Origin of the sequence: Bifidobacterium cebidarum (genome assembly GCF_009193305.1) — a bacterium.
GTDB classification, from domain to species: Bacteria; Actinomycetota; Actinomycetes; order Actinomycetales; family Bifidobacteriaceae; genus Bifidobacterium; species Bifidobacterium cebidarum.
Genome location: NZ_WBVS01000007.1, coordinates 1 through 17,528, shown reverse-complemented (window position 1 = coordinate 17,528; position 17,528 = coordinate 1). Strand labels below are relative to the sequence as shown.

Below are 17,528 nucleotides of genomic sequence, written 5' to 3'. Positions count from 1 at the left end.
TCGTCGCGCTATCGCATTTCCGGCGGCTTGTATTGGTCGTCGGCGGTGAAGCAGGTGCGGTAGACCATCGCCATGATGAGGCTGTCGGCCACCAGCGTCAGCGCGGCGATGGCGGCGAACACCACGAACTGGTACTTGGCGGCCTCAAGCGGGTCGCCGCCGGCGATCACCTGACCGGCCATCATGCCCGGAATCGTCACAATGCCGCAGGACGCCAAGGTTGCCGTAGTGGGCAAGAGCCCCAGTCGAATCGAAGAGACGATCGACGGGCGCGCAGCCTCCCAAGCGGTGGAGCCCAAAGCCAAAAGCGTATCGATTTCATCGCGACGCTCGTTCATGCTCTCGTAGAACCGGCTCAATCCCACTGCCAATGCGGACACCGTGTTGCCGAGCAGCATGCCGGTCAGCGGCACCACCAGCTGCGGCGCATACCACGGGTGCGGGCGCACCACGAGTTCGGTGACCAACGAGATCATCAGCAGCATTGTGATGGTCAGGCTTAGCAGCACTGGCCCAGCCAATCCCTTCGGCACGCCTTTGGCGCGCGAAAGAGTGATTTGCACGGCAGCCACCAGCATCACCGCGATCACGGCGAACACCAGAAACACATTGTTTGCACGAATCACATAGCCGATGATGAAGCCCATCGCACACAACTGCAGCAGCGCGCGGCAGGCGGACCACAGCAACGTCTTGCCGATGTTGATGCGCATGAGCTCGCTGATGCCGGCCGCGATGGCCACCATCGCAAGGGCTACCAGCAAACCCCAGATATCAATGTCATATGCATTACCGCTCATGCCTGTTCACCAGCTTTTTCGCTCAATGTTCCGTTGGCCAACGTGACGATGTGTGACGCGCGACCGTCCGGTGGACGGTGACGGATGCGGATGATTGCCATACCCTTGGCTGCCGCGGTGGCCATAATATCCGCTACCTTTTCGGCGTTCTCATCGTCCAAACCGGCGTCCACCTCATCGGCCAACAGCACTTTTGGCTCAGTCAACAGCGTGCGTGCCAAAGAGACTCGTGCCGCCTGGCCGCCGGACAGATCATGCGGTGGTCGGGCGAGGTCGATATCCTCGCAGCCCATCGCATCCAAGGTCATGCGAATCTTCTGGTCGGTGAGCAGCTTGCGCGCCTGCTGATCGTTATTACGAAACAGTGCTATGAACTTGCGGCCTAAGCCGACTTTGCCGATGCGATGCGGAGCGCTGGCGGTGTGAGCGGAATCAGCATCGGCTGATGTGGCGGCTGTAGTCGCGGCAGCGGCATTCGTGGCATCATTCTGATCGCCAAGCCCGCTCGCTCCCGCGCGAATCACCAACGTAAACGGCAGACGAATCGCATCGGCCACGGTATCGCCTGGAAGAATCGGTTTCTGCGGCAGATACGCCACCTCATGCCGCCACTGCTGTGGTGTGAACTCGCCGGAATCGTGACCGTTCAACGTAAACGAACCGGTGGCGTGTGGGTTCAGGCGGGCGAACGCGGTCAGCAGGCTGCTTTTGCCGGAGCCGGACGGTCCGACCAAGTCCACAATCTCACCGGGGGCTATGGCAAACCCAAGATTCTCGAAAATCGTGCGGCTCTCACCTTGCGCCGGCACGATACACGTCACCCCATTCGCGGTGAACACACTCTCCGTACTGCTCATAGTGCGCACGTTACTTCGCTGGCGGTGCTGAGCCAATCCTTGAGCGTTTCTTAGCGGACTCTTAGACGTTTGGCGGTCTGATATAACCGTAAGAGAAGCTTATCTTTATCAGGGTAATGATGATGACTGCAAATGACTATGCGACTGATCCGCAGCGACTGCTGCTGCCAGCCGTGCTGTTTATCGAGGACGATCCAAACTTGGGATCGATGACTTCGGAAATGCTCGGGCTTGATTATCGCGTCGATTGGGTGCAGACGATCACCGATGCGCGGTCGCGTCTTGCTGCGAACACCTATGATGCGCTGATCGTGGACCGCCGTCTGCCTGACGGTGATGGATTGGATCTGATCCGCGGTCTGCGCAAAGGCGGTGTCGCGACGCCTGCGCTGATGCTGACCGCGCTCGCCGAAGTGGACGATATCGTGGACGGGCTCGACGCCGGCGCCAATGATTACCTCACCAAACCATTCCATGTAGTGGAGCTTGAAGCCAGGCTGCGCGCGTTGCTGCGCGGGTTCCATGCACAGGCGGCAAGCGTCATGATCGGTGATTGGTTGCTCAAACCCAGCGCCAACATCATTGAAGATCCGGATGGGCGTACCGTGCCGCTGACCGATGTGGAGGCGAAAATGCTGGCCACGCTCGCCGCCGCTCCTGACCATGTGTTCAGCCGCGAAGAGCTGCTGAAGAATGCGTTCTCGGCGGGCAGTGACATCGGTGCCGTGGACGTATATGTATCCTACGTGCGCGGCAAAACCACGCGCGGCATTATCGCCACCGTGCGTGGCAAGGGCTATCGTATCGGTCAGCCGCAGGATTAAGCGTATATAAACCTTGCGCATGATTGATAAAGGAGCGTGGATATGGTGAGCGATAAGCAAGCGCAGCGCAAACATAACCATCATGCCAGCAGCGTTGCCGGCCTGATCAGTCTGCGCATGACCATTGCGATGACCATTATCACCGTGATTGGTGGGCTGGTGTTCGTGGCTGGCGTATTGCTCGGCTCCCGTCATGAATTCACTGAGCGGGGCCTCAATCCCAATGCCATGTCCGTCACCGAACAATTCGGCTCCGGCATGATGGTGATCGACACCAAAAAAGCCGTGGGTTTCACCGTGCTGTTCGTGCTCGGCGTGATTGCCGCCGTGGCGCTGATCGGGCGATATTATTCACGCAAGGAAGTCGCTCCGCTGGAGCATGCCTTCGAATTGCAGAAGGATTTCGTGGCGGATGCCAGCCACGAGTTGAAGACGCCGTTGGCGGTCATCTCCACACGCATCGATCTGATTGAGTTCCGCCGTGCGCACGGCCAGCCAATCGACAGCGCCATCGCTGATTTGCGGGGTGACGTGGACCGCATGAACGCCATCATCACCGATCTGCTGGTGGCCGCACGCGGTGCCGTGGATGCCGAACCCGTGGCGCTTGCCGGCGTGATTGGTCAGTCCGTGGACTCGGTCAGGCCGTTGGCGGACAAGCGCAGCGTGGCATTGCATACCCACGTCGATGGCGACCCCGCGCGATTCGTGGTGCGCGGCAATGCCGTGGGACTGTCGCGCTGTTTGGTGGCGGTGCTCGACAATGCCATCGCCCATTCGCCATCTGAATCGGCGGTCACGGTGTCGCTCGGCTACCATCATCACGGTGATGTGGCTATCCGCGTCGCTGATTGTGGCAGCGGCATCGGCTCGGATCCGGAGCGCCTGTTCCGCCGATTCGCGCGTGACGATGATGGCACTGAACATCAGGGCTATGGCTTGGGATTGGCGCTCGCGCGCGATGTTGCCAACCGGTATAGCGGCACGTTGAGCGTGGAATCCACGTCTTCGCATGGCACCACGATGCTGATCACGCTGCCGTTGGCGGAGTAGCGCGACAGTCAGGCTGCGGTTGAGTGGCTGCAGTGAGCTCCTGAATGCGCGTGATGAATGCGGCGAGCGCAGGGGAGGGGCTGCGCGCGTACAGTAGGCCATAGGACATGCCGACCGGCTGCGGCCAATCCACCGGTATGGTTGCGAATTGCGGGTGTACGTCGGACCAAATCGGTTTGGACATCAGCAAATCACCGTGGTCGGCGCAATCGTTGAAGGTGTCGAGGTCGTAGTGGTCAATGTCGATCAGTTCTATGGCTGGATGGCTTGCCAGCAGATCATAGGCGGTGTCGTTGCCGCCATGATGCTGCTTCAGGATGCGGATGCGGGTGCCTTCAAGATCGTCGAGCGACACATGCGTGCGCTTGGCCAACGCATGACTGCGTGGTATGGCGATCCAGGACGGCTCGAATCCCAATGTCAAGGTATTGCAGACGGCGCTCCAATATGTTTCATCGAACGCAGTGGACACCATATCGATGTCTTCGCCGAGATGCGTGATGATGTCGTTGATCGATTGGGTGTCATCCGGCATGGAAACCAGCTCGAGTCGAATGCCGGGATGTTTGCTGGCATCACGTTGCCACAGGTCGAGGATGCCACGGCCCGGACGAAGCAGTGATATGCCGAGACGGACGGGAACGTCGCGTTCTGATGAGCTTTGCTGCGTGCGATAGATGAGGTTTCGGCATTGGCGCATGATGGGGCGTGCCTCGTCCACAAATGTTCGGCCGGCCGGCGTCAACGTCACGCCGCTGCGCGAACGGATGAACAGCGTGAGCCCATATTCCTTTTCGAACGTGTTGACTTGCTTGGCCAATGCCGGTGTGGAGATATGCAGTATGCGGCCGGCCTGCGCGAAGCTGCCGGTTTCGGCCGCGGCGATGATCGCATCCAGTCGTTTGTCATACATGGTGAAACCTCTTGCATAAACTTATGGTTTATAGCTTGTAAACCATAATCATTGGCAAACCAATACTTTACAGTGCGCGGCGAGCGTACACTGGCTCACGCAATAACCAAAAGTATATATCAGAAGGATTATGGTGAGCTTGGTTCCCAAACATTCCGCGAATATCACTACTGCTGCGGCTGCCATCGCCTCATTCCTGGCCGGCATGGATGTGCTCATCGTCAACGTGGCGTTGCCGACCATCGCCAAAGACCTCGGCGGCAATATGGCTGTGCAACAGTGGGTGGTGGACGGCTATGCACTGCTGTTCGCCGCCTTGCTGCTGCTCGCCGGCAGTCTAGCCGACCAATTCGGCGCCAAACGAATCTTTCTCATCGGTGCGGCATCGTTCGGCGCGGCTTCGTTGTTCTGCATGTTCGCCTGGTCGATGGCGGCATTGGTCGTTGGACGTTGCATACTCGGCGTGGCCTCGGCGTTGCTGCTGCCGGCTTCGATGTCGCTGATCAACGAGGCAAGTCCGAATCCCCGCTACCGCGCATGGGCGCTCGCGCTCTGGGGCGCGGGCGGCGCCTCCGCATCGGCGGTCGGTCCATTGCTGGGCGGCCTGCTCACGCCGATCCACTGGAGTCTGGTGTTCGCCATCAACGTGCCGTTCTGCCTGATGATTCTCGCCGCCGCACCACGCATCGCGCCATCGCCACAGCGTGCGACCAAATTCGACTGGATTGGCCAGGTCTTGGCGTTGGTCGGCTTGAGCACGTTGGTGGCGGGCATCATCGAGGTTGGTGATACAGGTCTGTCTGCGCCTTCGACCTTGATATTGCTCGCCGTTGGTGTGGCCGCAATCGGGGCATTCGGACTGTCGCAGACCAAGGTCGACTCGCCGATGATGCCGCTCGGGCTATTTCGTGTGCGCGGTATGCAGGTGGCGTTGCAAATCGGATTCATCATGATCTTCAACTGGTATGGCATGGCGTTCATCTGCACCATGTACTTGCAGCAGGAGCTCCATATGGATCCGTTCGCGGCCGGTCTGGTGTTCGTGCCTGCATCCTTCGTGACCATTATGGGAAACCTGACGGGCGGACGTATCGTCACCGCACGAGGCTCGAAATTCTCGATTACGTTGGGGCTCGCCATCATGATCGCCGGCTTCCTGTTCGAATTCTTTTCGCCGCGCCCGGTGGCGGTGTGGGTGGTGGCCGCCGGCATGAGCATTGTGGGATTCGGTGCGGCCATCACTACGCCTGCAGCGGCTGGAGTGGTGCTGAAAAGCGTCGTCTCTTCACAAGCCGGCATCGCATCCGCCATGTTCAACACATTCCGCCAAGTCGGTGGAGCGATTGGCGTAGCCGTGTTCGGTGTCGCCGCCACATTCCTGCCGTCATTGGACCTCGCCTTGCGTGTGGTGTTCCTTGCCTCCGCACTGTTGCTTGTGTACGCGCTCGGCTTCGAATTGCTGCGCTGGAAGGACACTGCCATTACTGCCGCAACGCTCGATTCAGTGGCATAATCAGGAATTGCTGATCGTTAACGGTAACGATGGATGGAGATGGCGGCGATGGCACAGCAGCAGGATGGCGTAACGGTACCGGGTGCAAAGAGCGCTGAAGATATCAAGGTGATCGCCAATGTAGGCACGGGCACGATGGGTCATGCCATTGCGCTGCAGTTTGCGCTTGCCGGATATGAGACGCGTTTGGTTGGGCGTAGCGAGGCTTCGCTCGACCGTTCAATGGGCCGCATTCGCGCGGACGCGGAAACCTTCGCCGGTGCTGGACTGTTGCACGCAAATGAGACAGTGGATGATGTGCTTGCCCGCATCACGCCGATTGTGGGTTATGAACAGGGTGTGGGCGGCGCTGATTTCGTCATCGAATCAGTGGCGGAGAATCTGGAAATCAAGCAGTCGGTATGGCGTAAGATTGAACGGTTCGCGCCCAAGGACGCAATTTTCGCCACCAATACTTCAGGACTGAGCCCCACGGCGATCCAGTCGGTGCTTGAGCACCCTGAGCGATTCGTGGTAGCGCATTTCTGGAATCCGGCGCAGTTGATGCCGCTGGTGGAAGTGGTGCCCGGCGCCCACACCGACCCACATGTGATGGATGTGACCTTTGACCTCATGAATCTCATTGGCAAGAAGCCGGCGAAGATCAAGAAGGAATCCTTGGGATTCGTGGGCAACCGACTGCAGATGGCCGTGCTGCGCGAGGAATTCCATATCATTCAGGAAGGCATCGCGGATGCCGCCACCGTGGACGATGTGATGAAATACAGTCTCGGCCGCCGCTGGAATCTGGTCGGTCCGGTGGCAAGCATCGATCTTGGCGGACTCGACGTGTTCTACAACATCAGTACCTACCTGTTCGACGACATGGACAACGGCACCGGCCCATCGCCGCTGCTTGCCGAAAAAGTCAAGGAAGGCAACCTTGGCGCGAAAACCGGGCGTGGTTTCTTCTCCTGGCAGGGCGAAGACGGCAAACGCGTCATCGAACAGCGCGATAAAGCATTGCTGCGCGCACTGAAGGAAGATGCGGCTGACGGCGAATGACCTACTGAAGTTCGAACGTCAATAACGACACCGCATGAGTGGGCATGGTGAACCGCAAGGTTGCCGTGCCCTTGTTGTCGGCGGCTATGGTTTCCTCGGGTCCTAACGATTCCAGTGCATCCGCGGCTTTGATGCGATGGTACTGCTCACCTGCGGGATATTTCGGCTTGCCCTCCTCAACCCATTGCGTATGCGCATTCGAATGGTCATGGTCGATGCGCCAGTGCTGCATCCGATACTGCCGTTCCGGTTGCAGTCCGGTGATTCGCAGCTCGACGGAACGCTTTTCGTGCACGTCGATATCATCGCAGTGGGAATAGAGCAATACCTGCACTTGTCCAGCATCATCGCGCGCAGCCCAGCCGGAGACGATGGTTGGTGCGCCGAATCCTGAGTAATGATGCGGTGTGGCTATGCCATAGTCACGGTCAAGCTCACGTTCCCGAGCAGGATTTGCTGCGCAGTCGCTGGTGAGCTCAAGTGCATGTGAGCCAAGCCGGCTCAACATATCGAATGCGCGGAACACCGGTTTGACGATATCCTGCGTGGCGAACGTGCGAGTTGCCGGGAAACATTCCTCCTGCGGGAAGACGAACGCCCATGCCAACGGATGAATCGGAGCGCCATAGCGCAGCGCGATCTCGGCGATGCGCTGATACGCGCAGGCGACGAACGATGCATAATATTCGGTGTCGCGGAAACGCATGTTGGCGTTGTCGTTGATGCCGCCGGCGGCCCACGTATCCGGATCGGCTTCGGATAATACGATTTCGAGGTTGCCGAAGCCCGCCGCTTCAATCAGTTCCACGCCGGATTCGACTTGATACACCAGATTGCCCACGCTGGGCACTGCTTTGGAGGCGTTGGCGTCACGGGGGAATTCGGCGCCTTTCACGTGGAAGGTGATGAAATCAAGACGAGTGCCTGTTGCGTTGGTCGCGGCGTTGGTCCCGGTTTTGCAATGTTCCAGGAATGTTTGCATGAGATCTCGCCCGCCGCCCTGGTCGAAGATGCCCGTGCAGGTCGGGCCGCCCAGTCGAGCATTCGGCAGCACGGCATGCAGCGCCTGTTCGGTGAAGTCGAACAGTGTGCAGTAATCCTCGCCGGTACCGGACCAGTAGAAGATATCCGGTTCGTTCCAGAGCTCGAAATACCAGGTATCGGCCTCCTCGCTGCCGTACCGTTCGGCTAGATGCTGGGCGACCGTGCGGATGAAGTCGTGCCAACGGTGATAATCCTTCGGCGGATACGTCCAGCCGGATTCGCGATACGGGTCCAGGCCGCCGAGCCAAGGATTATTGCGGAAACTCGGGTCTGCCAAATCCTCGGGCATGAATCCAAGTTCCACATACGGTTTGTTGCCGGAGTTGAGAATCGTATCGAGAATCAGATCGATATAGGTGAAATCATACATAGGATCACCATGCGCATCCTCATGGTAGAGGTTCGTGGAACCGAACTTCTGCGTGCCGGTACAGCTGCCGTTGCAGAACATGAAGTGCGTGCGCACATAGTATGGCGCATCGCCAAGCTTGCTGAAGCGCTCCAGCATGCGCCGGCCTTCGGGCGTGTAGGTGTAGTTGCATTCATCGTAGCCGAAGAAGCGCCAGTCGTGGGGCAGAGGACCTGTTTCGTTGCCGGCATTGACGGTGATATGTGTAGTTGCTAATCCCATACGTCGAGCTTGCGATTCTTGAAGTAGTATTCCTTATCCTTCTCGCCAATCGGGCGAGCGACCTTGCAGGGCACGCCATAGGCCACGGAGTTTGCCGGAATGTCATGGCTGACCACCGAGCCCGCGCCGATGACGCAGTTATCGCCGATGGTAGTGCCCGGCAGAATCGTCACATTCGCGCCGACCCATACGTTGCGGCCGATCGTCACCGGAATCGCATACACATAATGGTGTTCGCGCAGCACCGGCAGCACCGGGTGGCCTGCGGTGGCGATGACGACGTTCGGGCCGAACATGCACCAGTCCCCAATGGTGATGTCCGCGTCATCCACGCAGGTGAAGTTCACATTGCAGTAGACGCCTTTGCCCATATGCACATGATGGAAGCCCCAATTCGCGTGCGCCGGCGTCTCCACATGGCATCCCTCGCCGATTTCGGCGAACATTTCCTTCAGCAGTTTCTGTTTGCCGGCTTGGTCCGTGGGGTGCGTCTGGTTGAATTCCCAGAGCTTCTCCTGGTATTCAAGCTGCCCGCCCATGATGCTCGGGTCGTCGTAGTGATAGGGGAGCTGCTCCTCGCGCCGCTTCGCATTATCCATGATTGCCGCCTCATAATCCCTGTCGTCGCAATGATGTTTGCGTTATCATTATAGGCCTGCTGTATGTTGAAGCGGTTATCGCGCAGTTACTGCCTCTCTGCGTCTGATAATAGGCAGTAACTGCGCAGATAAACGTAGCGCACGCGCAGTTACTGCCGTTTTATGGCGGTGAATAGGCATTAGCTGCGCGTCAACTGTGTCCCACTGCGCAGTTACTGTCGCTTCAAGACAGCGAACAGGCAGTAACTGCGCGTTGCGTGTTTGATGGAATCACGAATGTCGGCACCGATCCGGCCGTGGGAACTCCGGCTTTGGCGAGTTTCTGGATAAGGGGCGTCTGGACCAACACTTCGTCGAAAGTCGTTCTAATAATTGCAGTTACTCCGGCTTTGCGTAATACATCTTCGCGTTCTTTTTCCTTATGAATCACATCTTGAATGCTGCGCCGATTTGTCATCTCAGGATTGACGTACTTCTGCGCACCGTCATATTCCAACACTATTAGCCGACCGTCAAATGTATGCCAACAGAAATCAACACGATATTGTTTCCGGGGAGCATCCGGGTCGATGAATACGCGTTGCAGTTTGGGAACCACAAAACCTGCTTCTATGATTACCGCTCTGCAGAGCGATTCCCCTCCGTTTTCGCTAAGCGGATTCATGTAGTGCATCAGTCTGAATATTGGTCCGCAATCGATTTGCATGTCGTCGCAAATATCGATTATTTGTTCGGCCGTAGTGAGTTCTTGCCTCATAGCGGAATCAAATAATGGAAGGGATTGCGCAAACGGGTATTTCAAGCCGCAGTCCACTAATGTTCTTGCTGGAGAAGTGATTTGTACGATATCGGTGCCATAAGATGTATTGTTGACGATATTGGACGTGGTGGCCCCCTCGACTAGGGTCATGCCTATCCCGTTGTTGTTTTGGTGGAATACCAAAGTCGATATGGGCGGATGTGGCATTATTATTCGCTTAAGTTTTCGGTATGCCTGCTTTGAGTTTCCTGTTTTGCTGGCAATAAACACACAGCCATCGGCGTGCAGACTCCAACTGTAATCCAGATGCAGCATAGAGGCTGCGCTGATGCCGGCGAATATGCGGTTGGGGAATTGTTGCGAAAGTGTGCGAGTGATGTGTCGCATCTGTTCGGCGGGATTGAGCGTCGACCAATACGCTGTTCTGGCATAGACGTTACGGAATGGCCGAACGATATACCCGTTCTGCAGGCGAACGTGAGTTGCCCGACGAATAGCGTTCGTAGCTGGGTAGAAACATCGTAAATTACGCTCGGCTTCGTTGCAGAGATGTTCAAGTTCGGTATGCGTCCTCATGACTTCATGGTCGCGGATATATAAAAGGTGGCGCAAGCTCAAACGGGGTATGTGGTTCTAGCTTCGAAAAATGTGGATAACTCTGATGGGATTTAAGCGAATACTTGTCTTTGTGATCCTATTACTTGTTGTTGAGGGACTTATGGGCTGCGAAGGAGACAGTAACTGCGCGCTGTAACGAGAGACATGCGCAGATATTGTCTGTTCTGACGTTGTAACAGGCAGTAACTGCGCAGGTGGATGTGACATGCGCGCAGTTACTGCCTCTTTATGCCTGAAAACAGGCAGTAACTGCGCGAGGCGTGCCATGGCTGCTGCGCAATAAGCATATGCTCGAGTGGTACGGGGCGAGTAACTGGGTGGCCGGCTGCCTTCCGCTGCCTGATTCACATGCTGTGTCAGTCCGTGAGGAACGCCTGGTATTGCTTGGCGGTTTCGGCCAGTGCCTTGTCGGAGAGTTCCATCGAATCGAACACCACGAACGGCTTCAGCCATGTGGCGTGCACGTAGCGGGCCATCATGCGGTAGGGCGAGAGCACCTCACTCATCGTGGCGCCGTTATCTTCCGGTTGATACTCGCTTTCCGGGCCGCCCGCCGTGGTGGCCACAGTGATCTCCTTACCTTCCAGCGCTTTACCGTCCGGCCCATATGCCCAGCCGAACGCCAGCACCTGATCCTCCCATTCTTTCAGCAGCGCAGGGGACGAGTACCAGTAGAGCGGGAACTGCAGCACGATGCGATCATGTGCTTCGATGAGCTGTTGTTCGGCGGCGACGTCGATGTTGCCATTCGGATAGAGCGCGTATTCCTCGCGCACGGTGACGGTGTCGGCTGGCAACTTCTGTGCCGCTTCCATCAGTGCTGCATTGGCGCGGGACTTCGCCATGTTCGGATGGAACACCAGTACCAGAGTCTTCATCGTGACTGCTCCTTTGTCAGTAATCTATTGGTGCTTTATGACTCTATGGTACGTTCGGAGGCTTTCGGTTGCGAATAAGGCGATGCGCAACGGAGCTACATGGTGCGGTTGCCGCGGCTGGACTGCCTGCTGCGATTGTCGACTGTGCCGGATGGTGGTCGCGTGTCGATTATGCCGATAGGATCAGTATGTGGTCAATAATGTGGACACTGCCCATGTGGGGATTAGCGTGAGCCGCATGGTTGTATGGGATTCCGAACAGTATCTTCGCTTCAAGAACGAACGCACGCAGCCTTCACGTGATTTGGCGATGCAGTTGCCGCCCGATGACGGCACTGTCAAGCGAGTATTGGATATCGGCTGCGGACCGGGCAATAGCACGGCGGTATTGCGTGAGCGCTATCCGCAGGCGAAGATTCTTGGTGTTGATAATTCGCCGGAGATGATTGAAGCCGCGCGCAAAGCTCACCCTGATATCGACTTCGCGCTGTGCGATGTTTCGAACCCGGAAGAGCTCGGTGGCCTACCGAGTGATTTTGATGTGGTGTTTTCCAATGCTTGCATCCAATGGGTGCCGGATCATATGCGATTGATTCCTGAACTGCTCGCGCGGCTCAAGCGAGGCGGTGTGCTCGCCGTGCAGACGCCGATGAACTACGAGGAGCCGATTCACCGCATTATTGCCGAGATTGTGCACTCGCCGGAGTATGCGGATCGGCTGCCACAGCAGCGGGAGTTCTATAATCTGACGCCACCCGAATATTGGGAGTTGCTGCATGCGAACGCCGCAAGCTTCCGCATGTGGAAGACCTCGTATATGCATACGTTGCCTTCGCATGAGGCGATTATGGATTGGTATCGCGGCACGGGGCTACGTCCGTATCTGCAGGCGCTACCGGATGATGAGTCGCGCGCGAACTTCGAGGCCAAGATATTCGCCCAAGTGCGTGAGGCGTACCCCACCCAGTCGGATGGCAGTGTTATCTTCCCGTTCCCGCGATTCTTCTTCACCGCGGTGAAATGAAGGAGTCAGGTCTCAGCGTCGGGGGCGGGAAAGTTCTCGCGGAGAAAGGAAGATCGGTGATTGCATCGCATCATAATCGAGTGGTAATTGTCGGCACTGGCAGCGTGGGCTCAGCGGTGGCAAGCGCCATTGTGGAACAAGGCTTATGTAACGAACTGGTGCTCATTAACCATAATCCGAGTAGGGCAAAAGGCCTGGCTATGGATTTGGCCGACGGGTCCGAATTCCTCGGTCGATTCATCACCATTCGTCAGGGCGATTGGGCGGATTGCGCCAGTGCTGATGTGGTGGTTGTGGCCGCCGGTCCGAAGCCGAAGCCTGGTGAGACGCGTATGCAGGAGCTTGATGCGGCCATCGACATTGTGGACCCTATATTGAAGAACGTTGCAAGTTCAGCCTTTGATGGCATCTTGATTATGGTGTCGAATCCGGTTGATGTGCTGAGCTGGTTCGCATGGCGACGGACCGGTTTGCCGCGTGCGCAGGTGTTCGGTTCGGGTGCCGCACTCGATACCTCTCGTATGAAAGCGATTATCGGCACAACCACGCATCTCGATCCGCGACTAGTGTCGGGGTATGTGATTGGCGAACATGGTGATTCACAATTTGTGCCGTGGTCCACGGTTTCGTTCATCGGTAAGTCGTTCGCGCAGTATTTGGAGGACAACCGTACCCGATATCCGGATGTCACGCTTGCCGGCATCGAAGAGCAGACCCGCAGACGAGGTCTTGACATCAAAGGATTGCGCGGCGGCACCAGCTATGGTATTGCTGCCACTGTCGCCGGTCTGATTCGAACGATCCTATGGAACGAGCGCAGCGTCGTGTCCGTATCCACATTGATAAGCGGCGAATACGAGTATGGGGAATGGGATGTATTCCTCTCGCTCCCGGTTGCGCTCGACGGTAGTGGCGTAGGCGATTTCGTCGATCTTCATTTGAACGATGAAGAATTGGCGAAATTCCATGCTTCGGCTGCTGTGGTGCGGGAGCATTGCGCGTTGATAGCCGACCGATTGGTAGCTTAAATATGAAAATGGCTCCTTCGCAATCGAAGGAGCCATTGACTATGCAAGGAAAACCTGAAGTTACTTGGTCAGGTAGTCCTTGTAGTTCTTGACGGACTCGGCCAGAGCCTCATCGGAGATGCCGAAGGAGCCGAAGGTCACGAACGGCTTGATCCAAGTGGCGTTGATGTGGTTGGCAGTGCCCTGGAACGGCACGAGCACCTGCTCGATCTTGAACTTGTTGTCGCCTTCCGGCTGGTACTTGGACTCCGGGGAGCCGGTGGAAACGGCAACGCCGAACTCCTTGCCTTCGAAGGCGTGGCCTTCGGAGCCGTAGGCCCAGCCGTGCTCCAGCACGTCATCTTCCCAGGTCTTCAGCAGAGCCGGGGAGGAGAACCAGTACAGCGGGAACTGGAACACCACACGGTCGGCGGCCTCGACGGCGGCCTGCTCGGCCTTGACATCGATCTTGCCGTCCGGGTACAGCGCGTACTCGTCGCGCACGGTCACGTTCTCCAGACCCTCGGCGGCCTCGGCCAGAGCGGCGTTGACGTGGGACTGGCCCTTCAGGGACGGGTGGAATACGAGCACCAGAGTCTTCATGATATTTCTCCTTCGGTTTAACGTTCGCATGGCTCACTCAGTAATATCGCAAGCCGGGATATCTCGAAATGAACTATATAGGTAACTGTGTAGCAAATGATGGATGGCGTGTCTTATTCATCTCAAAGCTGAGTGATTGCAATGCACAGAGCGTTCGGCGCAATGCCGGGCTAGGTTGGGCGGCTCTCGGCATTGCGAGAGAATGGGGTCAGCGCGCGGCGTTGTGTGCGGCGATGCGCTCGCAGAAACCGGTTTTGTCCGCCTCGGTAATCGGGCGAATCACTCGGGCCGGGTTGCCAACGGCGACCACGCCGGCCGGGATGTCCTTGGTGACCACGCTGCCGGCGCCAATCACCGAACCGCGGCCGATGGTCACGCCGCCAAGCACCGTGACATGGCCGCCAAGCCAGACGCCATCCTCAATCACAATCGGCTTGGCTTGGCAGGCTCCATTCTTGCGTTCCTCGAAATCAAGCGCATGATTGGTGGCGAATAGGCCCACCATCGGCGCGATCCACACGTAATCGCCTAAGGTGATGGGCGCGTTGTCGAGCATCACGCAGTCGAAGTTGATGTAGGCGTGCGACCCGATGGTGATGTTGCGTCCCATCTCGCAGCGGAAATTCGGCTCGATGAATACGTCTTCGCCGACCGAGGCGAATAGTTGCTCCATGATGGCGCGACGCTCGGCCTCCTGGTCATAGTCAAGCTGGTTGTAGGCGCGGAACAGCTTCTTCGCCTCCACGCGTTTGCGCTCGATTTCCGGATGCGAATCCTCGTAGACTTCGCCGGCCACCATGCGTTTCCACTCTTCCAGCCCCTCCGGGGTGAGGTCGGCAGTGACGTCGTACGTGTTTACGGTCATTATTGCTCCTTTGCTTAAGATTGTTCTGCAGCCGAACATCTGATGCGCTGCGGCTTGCTACCATCATAGTTTCCCGCTGACGTGCGCAGTGGATGTGAGCTTGCCGCCACAATTTTACTGATTTGTTATAGAAAAAGGTCGCTGTGCGACGTACCGGGATCGGCGTATCGCACAGCGACCTATGCAAGAACTCTTGCTCTTGACCTCACAGGCGGCAAAGTGCTGCTGCGGCAAGGGTGGTGATAGTTGCGATAGTAATGGCGGCCATAAGAACTTCCTTCCTCTCTTTTCCAATAGCCGGAACTGGATAGTAGTGGCAGGGGTCGAAAAAGCAAGCGGAAAATGTTCGCTTTTTGGACGGTCATATATCGGAAGTGGTCTTATGAACGATGGGTGCTCCGCGAGGATCCAATGTGATTCGTCAGTAGATAGATGCCGATGGCGATAGGCATGGTGAGCATCAATATCGGATAGAACCATGCCAAATCAACATTGGCATAGAGTGTTCCGCCGATGATCGGCCCCAGCGCCATGCCCAAGTCAAGGCCGATGTAATACGTGGCATTGCCGCGCCCGCCGTGCCCGGTACCGGCCAGGCGCACGGCGTCGGATTGGCTGACCGAGCTCATGATGCCGTACGATGCAGCCATGAACATGGCGGCGACGAGCAATACGGCATTGTTGTTGAGCGCGGCTAGTGCGCCGAGCGCAACAATCATGCATGCGGAGCAGAACCATAGGAACCAGCGGAATGATCGTCGGTCGAACATGTTGCGCATTGCTACGCGCAGAATCAACAGTGCCACGGCATAGAGCGGGAAGAACAAGCTGACATTGACAGGCAGGTGGCGAGCTTGTGTATACGTGACGATATAGGACTGCGTGGCGCAGTAGGGGATGGCGAACAGCATGAACACCGCTGCGACTGGAATCACGCGTATGGAAATCACCTGTTCTATGCGATTGTGGAGGGTGGGTCGTTGCCGCTGTTGCGTTGGCGTAGGCGTGGGAGCGGGTTGTTCGTCGTGCGCTCGCTGTGTGGATCGTGAACCGCCCTTACGAACCAGCGCAACCATGATGAGTGCAGCAATCAGCGCTGCTGTGGTCACTGTGAAAGCGGCGCGATATCCCGAGGAGGAACAGATGCGAATGCCAACAGCTGGGCCGAGCGCCATGGCTAGGGCATTGGCCAAACCGTAATAGCCCATGGCTTTACCGATGTGCGCCAGTGGAATGAGCGACGACATCCAAGCCGCAAGGCAAACGGATAGGCCGGAGAATCCGATGCCATTGATGATGCGGGCGGCGAAGAGCGTTGTTGCATTGGGGGATGCCATATAGCCGGCATTGGCGGCAATCATCAATACGAGCGCAACCGCAGAGAACCGTTTCATTGAAATACGGTCGCTCAATCGGCCCGCCCAAGGCCTGCAAAACAGGGAGACAATGTTCATCGTGCCGGCAATGATGCCGGCAAACTCTCCGCTCGCTCCCAAAGTGTGCGAATAGCCGACGATGAGCGTGGTGCCCATCATCGTGGCGGACATATAGAAGAACGCAGCCGCCATGATCAGTATGATGCTGCCGTTCATGAACTTATCGTCGTCTGCAGGTTCGTTGACGGGGATGAAGCCTTGTGCCCTCGCTGATAATGCCGCCATATGTGATGCTCTCCTTGTACTGCGCTGCAACCTCAATCAACCTATGGCAGCGCTTCCAAGCAATGCATTGTAGAGAATTTCGCAAGGGTATGGGGCGAGTCTGTTGCCTCTATTCTGGTGAAAGTGCACTCTTTTGATGTTCACCAACGTACGCTGGCTGGAGATGAAAGAAGGCGGCGAGCATGTATGACCGACGGCTGGATGCCATCATCGCGGCTGCAGGATGCGGCAGTTTCAGTCAAGCGATGCGACGATTCGTGGAAGCGATTGCCACTGTACGTTTGGTGTAAACGCAGTTTAATGTTGCTCCGCAATAAGAATTCGTCATTATCGTCGTTAATGATGAACGAATATATGCGTATATCGCGCATAAGGAGGGTTATCATGTCTCAGGAATTCAAGTTCACCGTATCTGACCCCGAGGGCATGCACGCCCGTCCGGCTGGTCTGCTGGTTGCCAAGGCATTGGAATACGATTCGAGCATCATCGTCGACTATGAAGGCAAGGCTGTGGACGCCAAGCGTATTTTCGGCGTCATGGGACTTGGCGTCAAGCAGGGCGACGAGGTCACTGTCAAGGTTGAGGGCAGTGACGAGGCCAAGGCCGCCGCTGAGTTCGAGCGGTTCCTCAAGGGGAACCTGTGATGAGAACCATGCAAGGTACCGGTGCATCCGCCGGCATCGCCGTCGGCGCGATCCGAGTGCTCGACACCGCCGACCACGCTGTGGAACGCCGCGTGGTCGACGACCCGAAGGCCGAAGTGGAACGCTTCCGCACTGCCCGTGACACGACCGTAGCCCAGCTCAAGCAGCTGCGCGACAAAACGGCGGCTG

18 protein-coding genes are annotated in these 17,528 nt (G+C 57.2%); 8 read left to right on the top strand and 10 right to left on the bottom strand.

Annotation, left to right across the window (positions count from 1 at the left end):
* Positions 1-8: 8 nt before the first annotated feature.
* Both F7D08_RS07275 and F7D08_RS07270 read right to left on the bottom strand, forming a co-directional pair.
* Entirely contained in the window at positions 9-800 is a 792-nt protein-coding gene (locus F7D08_RS07275) for an ABC transporter permease (protein WP_152209996.1), read from the bottom strand.
* Complete coding sequence (locus F7D08_RS07270) at positions 797-1,657, bottom strand: ABC transporter ATP-binding protein (RefSeq protein WP_152209995.1); 861 nt, start codon at positions 1,655-1,657, stop codon at positions 797-799. Before F7D08_RS07270 ends, F7D08_RS07275 begins: the two co-directional genes overlap by 4 nt.
* A gap of 116 nt (positions 1,658-1,773) precedes the next feature.
* Between F7D08_RS07270 and F7D08_RS07265 the strand changes: the two genes are divergently transcribed.
* Together F7D08_RS07265 and F7D08_RS07260 are read left to right on the top strand one after the other, a co-directional pair.
* Entirely contained in the window at positions 1,774-2,481 is a 708-nt protein-coding gene (locus F7D08_RS07265; RefSeq protein ID WP_152209994.1) for a response regulator transcription factor, read from the top strand.
* Between the two features lie 42 nt (positions 2,482-2,523).
* On the top strand, positions 2,524-3,534 hold the full coding sequence (locus tag F7D08_RS07260) for a sensor histidine kinase (protein ID WP_152209993.1): 1,011 nt from the start codon (positions 2,524-2,526) through the stop codon (positions 3,532-3,534).
* On the opposite strand, the gene F7D08_RS07255 is transcribed toward F7D08_RS07260, so the two are convergent.
* Positions 3,512-4,447: a LysR family transcriptional regulator gene (locus F7D08_RS07255; protein ID WP_152209992.1), complete on the bottom strand. Its 936-nt coding sequence runs from the start codon at positions 4,445-4,447 to the stop codon at positions 3,512-3,514. The genes F7D08_RS07260 and F7D08_RS07255 overlap by 23 nt on opposite strands.
* Before the next feature lie 130 nt (positions 4,448-4,577).
* Here F7D08_RS07255 and F7D08_RS07250 point away from each other — a divergent pair, with 130 nt between their 5' ends.
* Together F7D08_RS07250 and F7D08_RS07245 are read left to right on the top strand one after the other, a co-directional pair.
* Complete coding sequence (locus F7D08_RS07250) at positions 4,578-5,960, top strand: MFS transporter (RefSeq protein WP_152209991.1); 1,383 nt, start codon at positions 4,578-4,580, stop codon at positions 5,958-5,960.
* A gap of 48 nt (positions 5,961-6,008) precedes the next feature.
* Positions 6,009-7,004: a 3-hydroxyacyl-CoA dehydrogenase family protein gene (locus tag F7D08_RS07245; protein WP_152209990.1), complete on the top strand. Its 996-nt coding sequence runs from the start codon at positions 6,009-6,011 to the stop codon at positions 7,002-7,004.
* Between the two features lies 1 nt (position 7,005).
* Here the strand turns inward: F7D08_RS07245 and F7D08_RS07240 are convergent, their stop codons facing one another.
* From F7D08_RS07240 to F7D08_RS07225, 4 genes are all read right to left on the bottom strand, one after another.
* Positions 7,006-8,679, bottom strand: coding sequence for a GH39 family glycosyl hydrolase (locus F7D08_RS07240; RefSeq protein ID WP_152209989.1), 1,674 nt, complete (start codon positions 8,677-8,679; stop codon positions 7,006-7,008).
* Positions 8,670-9,278, bottom strand: coding sequence for a sugar O-acetyltransferase (locus tag F7D08_RS07235; protein ID WP_152209988.1), 609 nt, complete (start codon positions 9,276-9,278; stop codon positions 8,670-8,672). The genes F7D08_RS07240 and F7D08_RS07235 overlap by 10 nt, the downstream gene beginning before the upstream one ends.
* A 223-nt stretch (positions 9,279-9,501) precedes the next feature.
* Positions 9,502-10,614, bottom strand: coding sequence for a CTP synthase (locus F7D08_RS07230; protein ID WP_152209987.1), 1,113 nt, complete (start codon positions 10,612-10,614; stop codon positions 9,502-9,504).
* Positions 10,615-11,012: 398 nt separating this feature from the next.
* Complete coding sequence (locus tag F7D08_RS07225) at positions 11,013-11,534, bottom strand: NAD(P)H-dependent oxidoreductase (protein ID WP_152209986.1); 522 nt, start codon at positions 11,532-11,534, stop codon at positions 11,013-11,015.
* 238 nt (positions 11,535-11,772) lie between these two features.
* Here F7D08_RS07225 and F7D08_RS07220 point away from each other — a divergent pair, with 238 nt between their 5' ends.
* Positions 11,773-12,558, top strand: coding sequence for a methyltransferase domain-containing protein (locus tag F7D08_RS07220; protein WP_152209985.1), 786 nt, complete (start codon positions 11,773-11,775; stop codon positions 12,556-12,558).
* Positions 12,559-12,614: 56 nt separating this feature from the next.
* A complete protein-coding gene (locus tag F7D08_RS07215; RefSeq protein WP_152209984.1) occupies positions 12,615-13,586 on the top strand; it encodes an L-lactate dehydrogenase in 972 nt (323 codons plus the stop codon).
* A gap of 60 nt (positions 13,587-13,646) precedes the next feature.
* Here the strand turns inward: F7D08_RS07215 and F7D08_RS07210 are convergent, their stop codons facing one another.
* The 3 genes from F7D08_RS07210 to F7D08_RS07200 all read right to left on the bottom strand — a co-directional run bounded on the left by F7D08_RS07210 (position 13,647) and on the right by F7D08_RS07200 (position 16,694).
* Positions 13,647-14,168, bottom strand: a complete 522-nt coding sequence (locus F7D08_RS07210; RefSeq protein WP_152209983.1) for an NAD(P)H-dependent oxidoreductase — start codon at positions 14,166-14,168, stop codon at positions 13,647-13,649.
* Between the two features lie 208 nt (positions 14,169-14,376).
* A complete protein-coding gene (locus tag F7D08_RS07205; protein WP_193316239.1) occupies positions 14,377-15,033 on the bottom strand; it encodes a sugar O-acetyltransferase in 657 nt (218 codons plus the stop codon).
* Between the two features lie 380 nt (positions 15,034-15,413).
* Positions 15,414-16,694, bottom strand: coding sequence for an MFS transporter (locus tag F7D08_RS07200; RefSeq protein ID WP_152209982.1), 1,281 nt, complete (start codon positions 16,692-16,694; stop codon positions 15,414-15,416).
* Positions 16,695-17,078: 384 nt separating this feature from the next.
* Between F7D08_RS07200 and F7D08_RS07195 the strand changes: the two genes are divergently transcribed.
* Positions 17,079-17,339 (top strand): HPr family phosphocarrier protein, encoded by a 261-nt coding sequence (locus F7D08_RS07195; RefSeq protein WP_152209981.1) that lies wholly within the window; start codon positions 17,079-17,081, stop codon positions 17,337-17,339.
* A partial coding sequence (locus F7D08_RS07190; RefSeq protein WP_319624258.1) for a phosphoenolpyruvate-utilizing N-terminal domain-containing protein occupies positions 17,339-17,528 on the top strand: 190 nt, incomplete at its 3' end. The genes F7D08_RS07195 and F7D08_RS07190, both read left to right, overlap by 1 nt.